The sequence below is a fragment of the Mesorhizobium sp. M1050 genome, assembly GCF_040318715.1.
Classification (GTDB): Bacteria; Pseudomonadota; Alphaproteobacteria; order Rhizobiales; family Rhizobiaceae; genus Mesorhizobium.
This window is the reverse complement of sequence record NZ_JAMYMV010000031.1, coordinates 54,850-69,369: the sequence shown is the minus strand read 5'-3', so window position 1 is coordinate 69,369 and position 14,520 is coordinate 54,850. Positions and strand designations below refer to the sequence as shown.

The window sequence follows — 14,520 nt, the reverse complement described above, 5'->3', positions numbered from 1 at the left end:
CGACGGAGTACTCCGTCGCGGGCCCTGAGATGTGTTTGCCTACTTGGGTTGGTTGAGGTGTTTCAGCAGTTCACCGAAGATGCCGTCCCGCTCCGGACGGCCGCTTGCTGCCGCTTTGTCGTCGACCAGCTTTGCGGCCAGTTTGGGCGACAGCGCCATGAAGTCGTAGCCGTGTGAGATGGCTGCATGGCGAATATCCTCAAGTGCTTCGCACGCGCGATCGTGGGTGCCGAGCCAGAGCGCGGGCTCGTCGGTTTCTTCGTGCAGGAACGATTGCAGGGAGTAGGTCCGAAGCGGTGGGTCGTAACCGATGACAGCGTCTGGATCCGAGCGGACTTTTCCGGTGACGGTGACAGTGACAGTGATGGTGTAGCGGCTCATAGCAACTTCCTTTTGCCGGGGGGGAGCCGGCCCGTTGCGGGGCCGGCCACCGATGCCTCACTGGGGGTTGTTCCAGAGGATGACCTTCTTGTTTTCCTCGCCGCCCGGGGCGGGTGCGAGGTTGCCGAAGATGACGCCGATCTCAGGAGCTTCCAGCTTGACTGAGAGGTATTCCTCGCCCGAACGCTGGGAGATGCGGTGCCAGCCGGCTCCGATCTCGAAGCCCGTGCGCCTGTTGACGATCCGGTAGTCGGGCGCGTCCTCGCGCGACTTGTTGGGGTTCGGGATCAGGGTGATCGGGGCGTTGACCCGCAGCGTGGCAAAGACGCCTTCCATCGAGCCGTCGGACTTGGTGGTGAGGTTTGCGATCGTGGTGGCCATGGTGGTTCTCCTTCGGTTGCATCGGGACCATTCCCGATGGCGCCAAAGGAGAGGACCGTCCTGCTGCGGTCATCTCGGCGAAAATTCTGGAAAATTCTATTTGCCGAAAAATAGCGGGCAGGCCCTTCGCCTGCCCGCAGACAAAAAACAGAAATCGAATTTTCCTGAATATTCGTCGAGTGTACCCCCAACGGGGTTGACCGCACAAAGCAGGCGGTCGTCTACAAAGGCGACATGAAACGGGAATGGCCCCGGATGCAGCAGATGGACAAGAACTCAGGCCGCCATCGCTAGACCGCCGACGTAACGCTGCCGGATCGCAGGAACACGCTGCAGCCTCTCGAGTCATGTCGTCGGCACCGCCAACACATCGAATAGCAGCCTGGCGCGTGAACCGCCCTGCGTGTTCGGATATGGCGGCACAGCGGTTTTGAGATCGGAGCCGCAGCGAACTTCACGCCCCTGGGAGACGATACCGCGCAGTCAGGTTGGATGACCTGGCAAGCCAGGATGTTGTTCGGCACGCTTGCACCCGCTTCAGAGGCGAGACGGGTTAAGATGATCATCCGCACAACGCCCCGCGGCTCTGCGCGTGGACCGGTTTCGAAAGGCGCCGGCTCCGTCCGCTCATACAAGTGGATTAGGCGGCGAGGAGCCGGAACAACATATCGGATCGGACCCGTCGGGCTGTCGGCAGGACCGCATTCATCATCCTGGCAACGTTAGACGCTCCTCCGGCAGCATGCGGGCTTCGGCTTGGCGGCGAATGTCCGAACCGGCATGGCGGAGCATGGCGCACCAGTCCTCCACATTGTACGTCGTCGCCATCCGGCCCCTGGCCAGATCGTAAATGACGCACGGCTTGTTCGCGATGGCGAGCCGAAGCATGTTGACGGCCGTCTCGGGTGATGCGCCGTCCCAGACCATCATCCCAAAGTCGGCGCGCCGCGCCATCTCCCGGTCTTTGGTGGCGTGGAACCAATATCCATGAGTGCCTTCAGGTGACGGGACATGGTAGGCGGCCCAGTCGCCCAGATTGTTGCGGGGTTCCTTGCCAGCATGGAAGACCCCGACATGTTCGTAGCCATAGCCAGCGAGCAAGCCCTGCGCGTCGGCATCGGCTCCGGGCGCGTCGCCAATCAGCACGCCGTGCTCGGCAGCAACGATTGCGCCGATGCGAGTGATGGCAGGTTCCGGCAGCTCGAATATCTCGCGTGATCCGCCTATGAATATCATCGACATCGTGACTCCCTTCTCTCCAGCGTCCCCCGCCCCGCGCCGGCCGCCCTCTCCCTCTGGCCCGGCGCGAGGCCGTAGTAGCCGACGACTGTTCCCTCGTCGTGAATGACCAGGACGCGGATAAACCCGCGGGCCTGGTTCCTTCGCGCGAAGTCGGCCAGCCAAGCGTTGAGCGCCGGCTTGCCGCAATCGAAGCTGTCAACGCGGCGCGCATCGTCGAGGAGTTCGATGCTTGAAAGCGCCACCTAGCGGTCCCAAGGCGGGGACCGACGCAGCCGCTCGGCCGCCTTCGGCGGGGACGGAGCGGCCGGGGCTGTGATCGCCTGCATGAAGGCGTCATAGGCTTGCGGGGACACGCGGATGACGGTTTCGTTGAGGATGGCGGCCCGCGCCTCGTGGAGTGCTGCGCGCTGCATGAACTCCGCGCGCGACAGGCCGAGCAGCTCAGCACCGCGGTCGATGATGGTGAGATCATCGCTACGAAACCGCATCGACACGGATATCTTCCTATTTGCGGCGGCGGCCATGCTGCGTTCCTGTGCTGGAATTGAATACGTCGGCGCAAAGCAGCATGACACCGGATTTGCGCGACGAACATTCCTGTTCCTGCGACCGGCGTACAGGCATGCGGAAACGGCGGACTGATCCGATCCGACGCAAGCCCCCTGCCGCAAAAAGAGAACGTCAATCCAGACGGCTGACGCGGCGGCCCTCGCTGCGCGCTTCGATAAAGGCGGCTGCGATCTTCATCAGACCGAGGGGCTTACCGTCGGATTAGATGTACCAGTTCGGCAATATCGTACTTGTATTCGTCAACCACGATCCAACAGCGCTTGAGATCGGTCAGACCGGCGCGGCGGCACTCGATAGCAGAGACTTCCAAGCCGACTCGATCGGCGGGCGGTGGCTAGGTGGTTATCGCCAGGAGCGCGAGATGGGTCAGGCCGTCTCTTGCGCTGCGGACAGCAATGACCACGCAGGTCGGCCGGCTGTTGCGGCCTTCCGTTTCGCCGCGCTCGTGTTGCCATGCCCAAAGATACGGGCCCAAAGATACGGGTAAGAGATCACCTGACCGGGCAGAAATCTACCGCTCATCATCGTATCCTTCGCCGCGCGCTAGCCGGTCGATCTCGGCGGCGAAGAGTTCCGTGTGTTCCTCCGGCATCTCGGAGACACGGTATGCGCGGCGGGGATCGCCGCCGTTGCGCATCCGTTCGTAGTGCTCGTAGCTCATCAGCACGAACCGGGGTTTGCGGTGCTTGGTGAGAATAACTGGTTCGCGACTGGCAACGTCGGTGACGTCGCCAACCTGCTTGTTGAGATCCCCCGTCGTGAACTGACGCATGGCTGGACTCCTTTTCGATCTCCATATTCCAGATTTTCTGGATTTGCAAGAAAACGGCGCTCACGCGCCGCCCTCCGCGAACCGCCAGACGGGAATGCCGAGCCGACGGGCCTTGTCGGCGAGGTTGTCGGTGATGCCGGAGCCGGGAAAGACGATCAGGCCATAGGGCACCACCGAGAGAAGCTGGTCGTTGCGGCGGAACGGAGCCGCCTTGGCGTGCCGATTCCAGTCCGGCTTGAAGGCGATCTGGGTGACCTTACGGTTCTCGGCCCAGCAGGCGGCGATGCGCTCGGCGCCGCGCGGGCTGCCGCCGTGGAGCAGGACCATGTCGGGATGCTTCTCGCGGGCCTTGTCGAGCGCCTCCCAGATCCGGTCGTGATCGTTGCAGTCGAGGCCGCCGGCGAAGGCGATCTTGGTGCCGGCAGGCACCAGCACCTCGGTTTCGGCGTGGCGGCGGGCGGCGAGGAAGTCTCTCGAGTCGATCACCGACGCGGTCATCGCCTGATGAGAGACCTTGGAGCCGGTGCGCGGCCGCCATGCCGATCCGGTTTGTGCCTCGTAGAGGTCGGCGGCCTCATCGCGCATGATTTCCAGCACGTTGCGGCGCTCGATATAGGTGATGCCTTCCGCGGTCAGCCGTTCCAGCTCGACGGACTTCACCTCCGAGCCGTCCTGCTCCTGCTGGCTCAAGCGCTGGGCCTCCTCATTGCGGTCGAGGCTGCGGGCGACGCGCTCGGCGGCGCGGTGGAAGACGTTTGCGAAGGACCAGAGCAGGTCGTCAAGATCGGGTTCGAGCCTGGTATCGCCGAGCATGCCCGCAAAGGTCTCGACGATCCCGGCGAGGCCGGCCCGGATCACCTCGTCGTCGGGAAGGGGCCGAGGGTCGGGATCGTCCTGATGCGGGCGATAGCCGTACATCTGCAGTTCGAGGATGACGCGGTCGGTCGGCGAGGACGCGTGGAAGGGCTCGTAGGCGTCGTCGAAAGGAAGCTCGTAGGTCATGGCGTGTCTCCGTCGGTTGTGGCCGCGCCTATCGCGGCCTGACAGCGCATCCCGACCGCGCCGCGGGCGCGGCCGCACCGAAGGCCGAAGCGCGAGCGGAGGACGGCGCAGCCGTTGCGGCCGTGACCGGGGGGTGGCAGGGGTCGCCTCTCGGGCAGGCCGCGGGCGCAGCCTCTCCGGCGGACCGTCGCCATGCCTGCAAGGCTTCCGGTGACGCCGACCGTGCCCGCCTGCCGGCCCCGCCCGTTCATCCTGGTGGCAGGAAGAGACGGGCATCATTCGGGACGAGCTGATCGCTGAGCCATGCGGCGAGATGAGCTGGGCCGAGATGGCGCAGATCGTCGTTGAAGTCGCCGAGCTGCGGCCGCAACACCAGGGCGAGGATTCCTGACTCGCCTGCGCGCTGGCTGAGACGTTCGATGCCGTGCCGGCCGGCGGCGTCAGCGTCGGCCGCGATGTAGAGGCAGCGGCAGCCGGGGGGAAGCCTCAGGCCGGCAAGGTGATTGGCCGAGGTGGCCGCGGCCACCGGCAGCACCGGCATCACAGTCCGTAGCGAGGCCATCGTCTCGAGCCCCTCGCCCGCGGCCATGACCGGGACGGGCGCTCCGGGCAAGTGGCCTAGCCAGATGCCGTTGCCAAGGAGATCCCCCAGCGAGCGGCGTGGATCCGCGAGTTGCGCCTTGCCCTGGCCCGAAGGATCAAGCCAGGTGCGTTGTAGGCCGGTGATCTGCCCGTCGAGGCTGGTGACAGCGGCAATGAGCGCAGGAAGAGTCTGCGTCTCGCCCGTTACGAGATCCTTGTAGTAGCAGCCGGGATGGAAGCGCAGCGCGGGCTCATGCGCGGAAAGCAGGATGCCGCGGCCGGCGAGGTATCGTTCGGCCAACGTGCCGGCGATCGGCTGCGACATGGCGAACAGGCGACGCGCGGCATCAGGCGAGCCGGGTGCGGCGGCAGGCTGGCGTTGCGCGCCAGGAGCTTGGGGCGGTGGCGGCGGCATAGAGAGAAAGCGACGCGCTTCATCCGCGATGTCACGGAAGTTGACGAGGCCGCAACTTTCACGGATGACATCGAGCAGATCGCCAAATTCAGATGTCGCCTCGTCGACCCACCTACCCGCCGGGCCCTTGGCGTTTGCCCTCAGCCGCACATGCATTGAGCGGCCGCGCGTGTTGCGGACATCGCCGACGATCCAGTGATTGCCGGAGCGATGGCCGTTGGAGAGATATTCGCGGCACACTGCCTCGGCGTGTTCGCCAAGGCGGCGCGCCAGCTCGGAGGCCGAGCCGGTCATGATCGCCTTCCCTCAAAGCGCGAGATGATCGTCGATATGGGCGGCGTCGTAGCGCGAGACGGGGAACCGGGGAAACAGCAGGCCGAGGAGATCGGCCCGCGTCTCGGCAAGCTCGTTGAGTGTGATCGAGGCGCGCGCGATCTCGGCATGGACGGCGAGCAGACCGGTGCCGGCCGAGGGTTCGAGAACGAGGTCGCAAGATGCGATCGACGCTGCGCGCGCCGTGATGAAGGCCAGCGGCAAGGGCGTAGAGAGCTGCTGCATGGCCTGGCTCTCTTCGGAGCGTCGCGTATGGGTGGGAAGAAGTTCGGCGATGCGCTTCATCATCGCCAGCGTTGCACGCGGCGTGGTCGACCGGGACAGGATCGCAGGGCCGAACCGGCGCAGAAACAGCACCTGGGCGGTTTCGAGCGCCTCATAGGCGTCTTTCCAGACCCAGAACCCTTGCGCATCGCTGCCGCCAAAACTTGTCGTCGTGGCGGTGCGCAATGCGGCGGTGGTGACAGGCTTGCCGTGTTCGAGGAAGGGCAAAAGCCGCATTGCCGCCTGATAGATCGCCTGAGCGTTGTTGATGCGGGCGTGCGTCGGCGCGCAGACGGAAGCGCCGATACGTGCGACGGTTGAGGTGGTCGAAGCAATGTTCATGAAAATGTCCTTCGCGAGAGGGGAGTGGCGCGCGCGCCGGCACTCTCTGTGCGCCAGCCGGGCCGCACTCCTCCCGGCTCCTTTCTGCCTCTGGCGCCGATGCACCAAACGGGTTGCACTCTGCGCAAAGCCATGACTTGAATGCGCGCACAGGGATGCGGCGACGACCTGGAGCTGCGGAGGTGATGCGACGGTTCAGAATTGGCAGTGAGGTCTACGAGGAGGGAGCGCCTGACCTGCAGGCGGCGCTGGCGAACGCCTATGCCCGCACCGAGCGTCCGCTATGCCTGTGCCGCGAGCCGGGCTGCCCGATGTACATCGCCCGCATCGGCGGCCTTCACCTGATCAAGCGCATGCCGCTCAGCGGCGGCGGGCATGATCCATCCTGCGATTCATACGAATCGCCTTACCAGATGTCCGGTCTGGGCGCCTTGATGGGCAGCGCGATACAGCTCGATCCGCAAAGCGGCATAGCGGCCCTCAAACTGGACTTCAGCCTGTCGAAGACAGGGAGCCGCGCAGCATCCGTGCCTGCAGGGCAAAGTTCCGCCAGCGCAACCGCCGATCCCAGGAGGATGTCGCTGCGTGGCCTCCTTCATTATCTCTGGCACGAGGCCGAATTGACGGTCTGGACATCCCGATGGGCCGGCAAGCGACATTGGTGGAATGTCCGCTGGCATCTGCTCGAGGCTGCCGGGCAAATGACGGTGAGGGGCGGACCCCTCGCGGATATCCTGTTCGTGCCCGAGCCGTTTCGCGCCGAGAACAGGCAAGCGATCGAACATCGTCGCAATGCGGCTCTCGGCATGGCGCTCCCGCCGAAATCCGGCCCACGAAAGTTACTGGTTCTGGTCGGCGAGGTGAAAGAGATTGTTTCTGCCCGCTCCGGTCAGAAACTTGTCATCAGACATTTGCCCGGCTTTCCCTTTTACATCGACAATGCATTGGATCGGCGTTTGCAGATACGTTTCGAGAAAGAATTGTCACTGTGGGGAGCGGATTCCAGTTCACATTTGATGGCGATCGCGACGTTTGGACTGAACGCGGCCGGCCTCGCCATTGTCGAGGAGGTCGCGTTGATGGTGGTGTCCGAGAACTGGATTCCTTACGAGACGATCCCGGAGAAAAGGCTCGTCGACGCGCTCGCCCGCCTTCGCGAGAAAAGCGTGAAGGGATTGCGCTACGACCTGCAAACCGACCAGCCGATCGCCAACGCACTGCTCCAGAACAGGGACGAGCCGATAGCGCTCTTTGTCGTTCCGGCCGGAGCGCACGAGACCTTCGAAGCGTCGCTTGAGGAAATGATGGCCGCGCGACCGGAGATCGGCTCCTGGGTGTGGCGGGTCGGCGAAGGCGACATGCCGCCGCTACCGGTTTGAGCGTGGGACGGAATGTCCCAATCCGAATGCCGAGCTTTGCCGCTTGGGCTTCGCCTGATGTTCCGCGTAGGCGCCGTGGCTATAGCGTGCCAATCGAGTGACTGGCCATGCTGGACCATCCATGCCGCCCGCTGGCCCCGTCTGCGCGCCGGGACTCTCCGACTAAACGGCAATAGTGAGGCCGGGTTACGAACGTGCACTGCATGGGTATCGAGGCGGAACGCGTCGACCGCTCCTACCGATCGCCGGCCGCACGGCTATTCTCAATTCCTAGGCGCCATGGCAGTATTACCTGCTCTCCGGCGCATCGATGCCGTTGAAGCGGATGCGCTGCCCGTGGACGTCGATCGTGCCGCCGTCGACGACGGAGGCGATGCCAATGATCGGTTCCGGCTTCGCCCGATCAAGTTCGACACGTTGAACTCGGGCAGGCTGTCGCCGTTCTGCATGGCCGCTTGAAGGGCCAGCGCGCCGGCTGCGGCGATGGTCCCGGCACGCTCACCCATCGTTGGGTGCACGAAGCGCTTGGCACTTGTGCGGTTGCGCCAGTTGTCGAACGGGTGTCGTGGCGTGAACTGTGCAAGCCCTTCTCCCGGGGGAGAATGCGCCCAAACGCTGTAGTCCAAACAACGCGCCGAGGAACGTTAATGCAATCGCGAAGTTGATGCACAGGCGCGTGGTTTCGTAAAAAGAGCAAGGGTCTATGCCCTCCACCTCGATAAGCAAAACAGACTATGATCCGGAGAGCCGTGTCTTGTCCGTGTGGTTTGTCGCCAGTGGCAAGCGCTACGAGTTTGAAGGTGTGCCGCCGGAGACTTTTGCGGCGTTCCGGGCAGCCTTCGCCAAGGGCCGCTTTTTCAACGACCACATTCGAAATCACTTCCGGTATCGTCGAATTTCAGGCGACGACGAGCGCTGACCGCTAGGCGTCTGGATCGAGCGGCTTGTGCCACGGCTGCTCGTGCCAGAGCACTTGTCGGAGGTCGCGCCGGTCGACCGCCTGGCCACACACCGGGCACGTGTGGAAATGGTCGCGCTCGTCGGCTGGCTCTTTCCCATGCCGACTGCCGATGATCGGCGGCCCCAAATCGGAAAGCTTCGTCACCCTCGCAGCTTCCTGGCCTCATGCGCCAAGGTTTTGCGGTCGTTGCCATGCTCGCCGATCAGTTCCCGAACCTGTTCGGGCGTAATTCGGTGCTGCTTGGCGAAGTAGCGGACCTCATAATCCTCGTCCGCGGACACGGGATCGCGGTCCCGGAAATCTCGCTTGTATTTGTGGTCGCCCATCGCTGTTCCTCCTGGTGAGGAAAACAGCGACGCGGCAGGAATGTTCCGCATTGCTTTTTCAGCAAGTGCTAACGGAACGCTTATGGCTGTGCGATATCAGCAAATTGTTGGCTGGAGTGCTTGTACGTGCCTAACTCCGCTGGCGGCGTCCGGTTGTCCTTCATTCGTCCGATTGAGCCGGAGCTGGTCGAGCAGCCAAGGGCGATGGCTGGGGCCACGAAGTTCGACGGCCACCGGACCCAGGCCATCAAAGATGTTGACGGCAAGACCCGGCATTGACTGAACGTCGAAATATCGGCCGCCCGATGACAAGCCTTGTACTTTTCAACGTCGTGGCAAAGGATCAAGCAAATCGGTAGGGCTCGTTCCCCTTCCGCCCTTGTGGTTGTTGCGCTCGACAGCTTCTGCCGAATGCGGCCCAACGTCCTTCAACCGATTACGTCGAACAGCATCTTCCGAGAGATTGGCCAGCGATCGCCCTTCAGCGGTGAAGATCACACCTGCAGCTTCCAAAGCTCGTCGAATGCGAGCGAGGTTGCCGGCACGTGGAACCCTGTTGCCATTCTCAAACTCGCGGATCGTGTCTTCGCTAACATCGGACCTGCCGGCTAGTCGCGCACGAGACCAGTTCAAGAGGGCCCGTGCTGCTCGCGACTGCTCTGATGTAAGGATTTGCACAACGACCCTTCCCGCCACTGACCTCCCGCAGAACAGCGTAACGGGCCGAAGGTTCCGACAAATTTCATCAACTGCTAATGCAACGGAAAACTGTCCTCGCCGATGAAGCAAATGAGCAAATCCGAGAGCTCTATCGCGTTTGGAGGTAGCCATGCCGTCGGTGAGATTGCGACTTAAGTCCTGTGCTGAACGGCAAAAGTCCCAAGCGCGAAACATCAGGGTCGGTCACTCATTGAATGCCTGCCGGCGAACATGAGTCCCTTCATCGTCGGTTGTTGAGCGCCCGTCATTGTATGTCCCCGAGTGGCGGGTGCTCTCATTGGAGGTCGGATGCTGCCTGGTGAGATCATCGCGAACACGTTTGCAACGCTTCTCCTGATCTGCGTTGTTACCGTTGTGCTCTTCCTTTTCGGAAAACCACTGTGGCCTGAACAACAGGTCCGGATGGTGATAATCGTACCGGTTGACAGGACGACCACGACGGCGATTGCGAACACCCAGGTTCAGCTGCCTCGCAATTTCGATCTGAGCAAAGCGATGCCGAAACCAGAGCCGCCTCTTGGTTTCGCAGATCCTTAGACTCGTCGCAATGCGCATGCCGCGGACGCATTGCCAATCACAGTGGCGGGGGCGCTTCTGGCCATTAGGTCCGGTTGGAATAGGCGCGTTTCGCCTGTGCGCTCTTGCAGAGCTGATCCAATTTGTCGCGGATCCGATCGTTATCAAGCAATAGCTTGGCGCGTGGGAATCCTCTTTTGCGAAGCTCCCATTCGATGACCTGCCACCCTTCGTAGTCGCCAGATTCCGCAAGCTTGCCGGCCTCGCGCCACATACGCACGTCACGCTCTCGGGACATGACTTTTCTCCCATCCTCTTGCGCCGAGCATACTGCTGATCGGAGCCAATATGCGAAATGCCTATCGCGTTCCGTCAAGGCAGCCGGATCCCGAGGGCCGACCGCTGCCTGCGCGGGTTGCTTGGTTGGCCCGTCAGCCGAGTGAGACGGTGCCGGAAAAGAGGTTCGTTGACGCGCTCGCCCGCCTTCGCGGGAAGACCGTGAAGGGATTGCGATATGACCTGCAGACGGACCAGCCGATCGCCAACGCTCTGCTCCAGAACAGCGACGAGCCGATAGCGCTCTTTGTCGTCCCGGCCGGTGCGGACGAAGCGTTGGAGGTTTCGTTGCAGGATATGATCGCGAACCGACCGGAGATGGGTGAGTGGACCTGGCGGATCGGTGAGGAGGAGATCTCAGCCCTTCCATGGCTGTGCGGCATCTCAAATTTCCATCAATGTCGTGAATCGATTGCCGGCAATCGATTCAGACAATGCATTGGACAAGGACGCTGCTGTCTTGGACCATGACGCTATGGTGAGGGGTGACCAGCGATCGTCCTTTTCGGTGAGCATGCTGCGGGTTTGCGAAGATCCGCGGCGTAAGCACAGTCGGCGGCTGATCGTTGTAAACATTGAACTCGCTATGCCATTCGACCTGTCCGAATCCAGCGTTGCATCGGCGAGCGAAACTCTGGAGAGTTGGCTTTCTCATCGGCGTCCGCCGGGGCGTCACCCCGGTCGATGGTTCATTTGACCAACTTCTGTTCCAGTCGAACATGTCGATCTCCGTGAAAGGAGGGCCCGGGCGCGCTATGGCGGTCCCGGGCTTGAGAGTGAGTTACAGCCGGAAAGGCCCGGCGGAATGCCGGGCCCGGTGCGAGCGTGAGGCCGACTATTCGGCGGTCTGGAGGTGGTCGGCCTTGTCGCCGTCGATGGTCACCGGCTCATCGCGGGACGGATCCGCATCGTCGGCGAGGAAGGCCGGCAGCTCGGTGGCATCGCCGTCGAGAGCTGACTCGTACGACATGTCGCCGACGACCGCATCGCCAGAATCGGTAGCAATTTCATCGACCTCAACGCGCAGCGGCTCTGGAAGCCAGTTGGACCCTTCGAGAAAACGGGCGGCCTCACGCGCCATGCTGTCCTTCTTCATGTGGTCGATCAGCTGCGCAGATTCTATGCCACGAGCTTCACTGACAGCCTGTAGGATCCGCGCTTTGGTGAGCCTCCCGAGGAACTCGACCGAAGGCGTCCAGCCGGCGTTGACCATGTCGAACTGGAGCGAGCGGCCAAGCATGTCTGCATGCTGGAGCGCCTTCGCTCGCCTGTTCCAGGGTTCGACCACCGCATTGAGGGTTAGCGAGACGCAGTGCGCCAACAGCGCCTTGCGGCTTGCTTCGTCGAGGCCGAGAAGGAAGTCCCACAGGCCTTCTGCCTCATCGGGCAAATCGCGATCCCACGCTTCGTGCCGCTCGGCGATCTCCTTGGCCCAGGGCGTCTCAGCAAGACCCTCGACCTGACTGAAGCTGCCGCTCTTCAGGCTGATCTCAAGGCAGGTGTCGGGCGCGAAGCGATAGAAGACCTGCAGGACGAAGGCGTGGAGTGCGGCGACGAAGCCATGTCGACGTCACCGGCGAGTGCGTTGCGCAGTGCCAGCGTCCGCTGCGCGGTCAGGTCGAAGACGAGTCGATCAGGCAGCGGCTTGATGCCATCGTCCTCGCTGTCGTCACTAGCGCTGTCGTTCACTGGATTGCCGTTGACGACAACACCATCGCCACAGTCGTCGCCACTGGATCGGGTTCCGCGGTCGGCGCGTCCTTCCTCGCCCTCATCGACGTCGCCGGTTTCGGTCCGCGGCTCGTCCTCCGATCGCACGAAACCGGCATCGACTTGAAGCTGACCATTCGCAGCGAGGGTCACGAACACACCGGCAATGGCCTTGTGGGCGGGATCGTAGCTTTGGGGACGATCATCGATCGCATCGAGCTCGGACCCAGCTGGTCGAGCTTCGCCTCGATCGCTTCGTCGGCATCGTCGGCCTTGGCATAGTCCGCATCCAGCTTGTCGTATTCGGCCTTCAGCGCATCGTAGCGTTCGATCTCCCCGGCGCTGAGTTCCTCCGCCTCGGCATAGATGCGCCGCATGCCGGAGGTATGGCCGTAGGGAAAGCTAATTGCCGCCTCGACCCATTTCCACCCTTCGGCGCGAATCGCCTCGGCATCCATCTTCAGCTTGTCGAAGACGAGCTGCTCGAGGAGCGCCGCATCCTGGAACCAGCCGCCGGAATCCTGCTCGAAGAGATCGCGCAGGATGACGCCGCCGGCCGCCTCATAGGCCCCGGCACCGACATAGACGGCCCGGCGATCATCGGCCCGGACCGTCGTCTCCGTCAGCAGGCGTCTGATGTAGTACGGCTCCTGCATGTGCGAGCTGGCAATTCGCTCCCAGACCTGCTCCTGGCGCGCGTGATCGTCCGAGATCGAGAAGGCCATGATCTGTTCGAGCCGGATTTCGTCCTTCTCGTAGAGGTCGAGCAGCTTGGGTGAGACCGATGCCAGCCGCAAGCGCTGCATCACCGTGGCTGGCGACACGAAGAAGCGCGCGGCGATCTCTTCCGGATCGAGGCCCTGATCGCTGAGTGTCTTGAACGCGCGAAACTGGTCGAGCGGATGAAGGTCTGCACGACGCAGGTTCTCTGCAAGCGAGTCTTCTTCGGCCGACGTCTCGTGCCTGCGGTTGACGATGCACGGGATCAGCTCATTCTTGGCCAGGCGCTTCTGCTTGATGAGGATACCGAGCGCGAGATAGCGCCGGCCGCCGGCGGGCACTTCGAACGTGCCGGTCTCCTCGCCCTCGCCGTCGAGCACGGGCCGAACGTTCAGGCTCTGGATCAGCTTCCGCCGTCCAATGTCTTCGGCCAGTTGCTCGATCGACACGCCGTCCTTGATGCGCCGAACATTCTTCTGCGACAGCATTAGCTTGTCATAGGGAATATTCTCGGCGGCGTTCATCGCGATCTTCTGAATGGCGTTCTTTGCCATGGTCTGGTTCTCCGTGACGGGCGGCCCGGGGCCTCTCCCTGAACCTCCAAACCCGTCTAGAAACTCCCTCCCTCCTCTGTCTCCAGGCCTCACGCCGCCGCCTGCCGCCTGCGGCCTGCCGCAGATTTTGATGGGTCGAAATAATGATGCCCGCCATGGTTTTGGCTTGCTGATCTCTTCGCGACGACGACGCCGAGGGCCCCAGGGTGTTGGCGTGGTCCATCTCCCGGCACATGACCGTCCGGAAAGAAAAGGCGCCGTCTTCGTGCTTTTGAGGACGGAGCTGGGATTAATGGAGATGACAGATGTGCGGCCGGCGCGCGGAGGTCCTCCACGCCAGGCGTCGGAAGGATCACGCAGCGAAATCGAGAAGCTTCTTGGCCTTGCCCGCCATCTCCAAACGATCAACCTGATACGACTTGTCGCGCGCGACCCGCGTGATGCCCTGTACGAAGTCGAAAATCGATTTCGGCGGCCAGCCTTCCTCAAGCAGCATAGTATCGATGATTCTTGCTGTGTCGGATTTGGAGAAGCAGCGCTTGCGCAGGAAGCTCTGGCGATCTTCATCATGCCGAGCGACGATCCGTTGCCGCGCCGTCTTGATGCCGTTGACGAACGGCGTAGGCGAGGAATCGGCAAACTGGATCAGCGCCAGTCCAGCTTCCAGAGCGAAACGGGAGGCTACGTACCTCAGTCGCTGCGTAGGATTTGATTTTCGCTTCTAACGCCGCTGCAACGAAGGCTCGTTTCGCTACCGGCGTCTGGGCTTCACCACAGGACCTGAAGACAAACATCCATAGCCAGTTTTGCGTTTCGCCAGACTCCAGCGAAATAGAACCAGTCACCGTCGGCGAGCGAGAAGCTATAGGCCTTGCCCCCGCTTTGGAGCCTGAACTCGGATGCCGGAACGAGGCAACGACGACTGGGAAACGTCTGACCGCGCAACGCGCCGTCGATACCAGCAGGGTCTCCTTAATGATCGCGCGAGCAGATGAAGACGCTGGAAATCGAGAA

17 protein-coding genes and 3 pseudogenes are annotated in these 14,520 nt (G+C 62.5%); 4 read left to right on the top strand and 16 right to left on the bottom strand.

Features of this window, described 5'->3' with window-relative positions; all coding sequences use genetic code 11:
• Window positions 1-39: 39 nt before the first annotated feature.
• The 10 genes and pseudogenes from NKH57_RS18240 to NKH57_RS18195 all read right to left on the bottom strand — a co-directional run bounded on the left by NKH57_RS18240 (window position 40) and on the right by NKH57_RS18195 (window position 6,284).
• Window positions 40-381 (bottom strand): hypothetical protein, encoded by a 342-nt coding sequence (locus NKH57_RS18240; RefSeq protein ID WP_352945875.1) that lies wholly within the window; start codon window positions 379-381, stop codon window positions 40-42.
• Window positions 382-438: 57 nt separating this feature from the next.
• Entirely contained in the window at window positions 439-762 is a 324-nt protein-coding gene (locus NKH57_RS18235; protein ID WP_352945873.1) for a DUF736 domain-containing protein, read from the bottom strand.
• A 708-nt stretch (window positions 763-1,470) separates the two neighbouring features.
• Complete coding sequence (locus tag NKH57_RS18230) at window positions 1,471-2,004, bottom strand: hypothetical protein (RefSeq protein ID WP_031259999.1); 534 nt, start codon at window positions 2,002-2,004, stop codon at window positions 1,471-1,473.
• Window positions 1,995-2,246 (bottom strand): hypothetical protein, encoded by a 252-nt coding sequence (locus NKH57_RS18225; RefSeq protein WP_352945871.1) that lies wholly within the window; start codon window positions 2,244-2,246, stop codon window positions 1,995-1,997. The genes NKH57_RS18230 and NKH57_RS18225 overlap by 10 nt, the downstream gene beginning before the upstream one ends.
• A complete protein-coding gene (locus tag NKH57_RS18220; RefSeq protein ID WP_352945869.1) occupies window positions 2,247-2,528 on the bottom strand; it encodes a type II toxin-antitoxin system TacA family antitoxin in 282 nt (93 codons plus the stop codon). It abuts the gene before it with no gap.
• A 157-nt stretch (window positions 2,529-2,685) separates the two neighbouring features.
• Window positions 2,686-3,096 (bottom strand): annotated as a pseudogene (locus tag NKH57_RS18215) (hypothetical protein).
• Complete coding sequence (locus NKH57_RS18210) at window positions 3,086-3,346, bottom strand: type II toxin-antitoxin system prevent-host-death family antitoxin (protein ID WP_352945867.1); 261 nt, start codon at window positions 3,344-3,346, stop codon at window positions 3,086-3,088. The pseudogene NKH57_RS18215 and the gene NKH57_RS18210 overlap by 11 nt, the downstream one beginning before the upstream one ends.
• 60 nt (window positions 3,347-3,406) lie before the next feature.
• On the bottom strand, window positions 3,407-4,348 hold the full coding sequence (locus tag NKH57_RS18205) for a DUF2493 domain-containing protein (protein ID WP_352945865.1): 942 nt from the start codon (window positions 4,346-4,348) through the stop codon (window positions 3,407-3,409).
• Window positions 4,349-4,595: 247 nt separating this feature from the next.
• Window positions 4,596-5,639: a DUF7146 domain-containing protein gene (locus NKH57_RS18200; RefSeq protein ID WP_352945863.1), complete on the bottom strand. Its 1,044-nt coding sequence runs from the start codon at window positions 5,637-5,639 to the stop codon at window positions 4,596-4,598.
• A gap of 12 nt (window positions 5,640-5,651) precedes the next feature.
• On the bottom strand, window positions 5,652-6,284 hold the full coding sequence (locus NKH57_RS18195) for a hypothetical protein (protein ID WP_352945861.1): 633 nt from the start codon (window positions 6,282-6,284) through the stop codon (window positions 5,652-5,654).
• Between the two features lie 185 nt (window positions 6,285-6,469).
• On the opposite strand from NKH57_RS18195, the gene NKH57_RS18190 reads away from it, so the two are divergent.
• From NKH57_RS18190 to NKH57_RS18180, 3 genes are all read left to right on the top strand, one after another.
• Window positions 6,470-7,663: a DUF1173 domain-containing protein gene (locus tag NKH57_RS18190; RefSeq protein ID WP_352945859.1), complete on the top strand. Its 1,194-nt coding sequence runs from the start codon at window positions 6,470-6,472 to the stop codon at window positions 7,661-7,663.
• A gap of 336 nt (window positions 7,664-7,999) precedes the next feature.
• On the top strand, window positions 8,000-8,122 hold the full coding sequence (locus NKH57_RS18185; protein ID WP_280948961.1) for a hypothetical protein: 123 nt from the start codon (window positions 8,000-8,002) through the stop codon (window positions 8,120-8,122).
• Window positions 8,123-8,366: 244 nt separating this feature from the next.
• Entirely contained in the window at window positions 8,367-8,582 is a 216-nt protein-coding gene (locus NKH57_RS18180) for a KTSC domain-containing protein (RefSeq protein ID WP_023761794.1), read from the top strand.
• A 3-nt stretch (window positions 8,583-8,585) separates the two neighbouring features.
• Here NKH57_RS18180 and NKH57_RS18175 read toward each other — a convergent pair whose 3' ends face one another.
• From NKH57_RS18175 to NKH57_RS18160, 4 genes are all read right to left on the bottom strand, one after another.
• Window positions 8,586-8,768 (bottom strand): hypothetical protein, encoded by a 183-nt coding sequence (locus NKH57_RS18175; RefSeq protein ID WP_023761793.1) that lies wholly within the window; start codon window positions 8,766-8,768, stop codon window positions 8,586-8,588.
• The gene (locus tag NKH57_RS18170) at window positions 8,765-8,950 is read right to left on the bottom strand and encodes a DUF3606 domain-containing protein (protein WP_352945857.1); all 186 of its coding nucleotides are present in this window, start codon (window positions 8,948-8,950) and stop codon (window positions 8,765-8,767) included. Before NKH57_RS18170 ends, NKH57_RS18175 begins: the two co-directional genes overlap by 4 nt.
• Window positions 8,951-9,274: 324 nt before the next feature.
• Window positions 9,275-9,781, bottom strand: a complete 507-nt coding sequence (locus NKH57_RS18165; protein ID WP_352945879.1) for a helix-turn-helix domain-containing protein — start codon at window positions 9,779-9,781, stop codon at window positions 9,275-9,277.
• A gap of 490 nt (window positions 9,782-10,271) precedes the next feature.
• Window positions 10,272-10,484 (bottom strand): hypothetical protein, encoded by a 213-nt coding sequence (locus tag NKH57_RS18160; protein WP_352945855.1) that lies wholly within the window; start codon window positions 10,482-10,484, stop codon window positions 10,272-10,274.
• A gap of 50 nt (window positions 10,485-10,534) precedes the next feature.
• Between NKH57_RS18160 and NKH57_RS18155 the strand changes: the two genes are divergently transcribed.
• Window positions 10,535-10,993, top strand: a complete 459-nt coding sequence (locus NKH57_RS18155) for a DUF1173 family protein (RefSeq protein WP_084025635.1) — start codon at window positions 10,535-10,537, stop codon at window positions 10,991-10,993.
• 364 nt (window positions 10,994-11,357) lie between these two features.
• Here NKH57_RS18155 and NKH57_RS18150 read toward each other — a convergent pair.
• A pseudogene (locus tag NKH57_RS18150) lies at window positions 11,358-13,506 on the bottom strand (ParB/RepB/Spo0J family partition protein).
• A gap of 352 nt (window positions 13,507-13,858) precedes the next feature.
• Window positions 13,859-14,197 (bottom strand): annotated as a pseudogene (locus tag NKH57_RS18145) (hypothetical protein); the annotation flags it as partial.
• Window positions 14,198-14,520 lie beyond the last annotated feature (323 nt).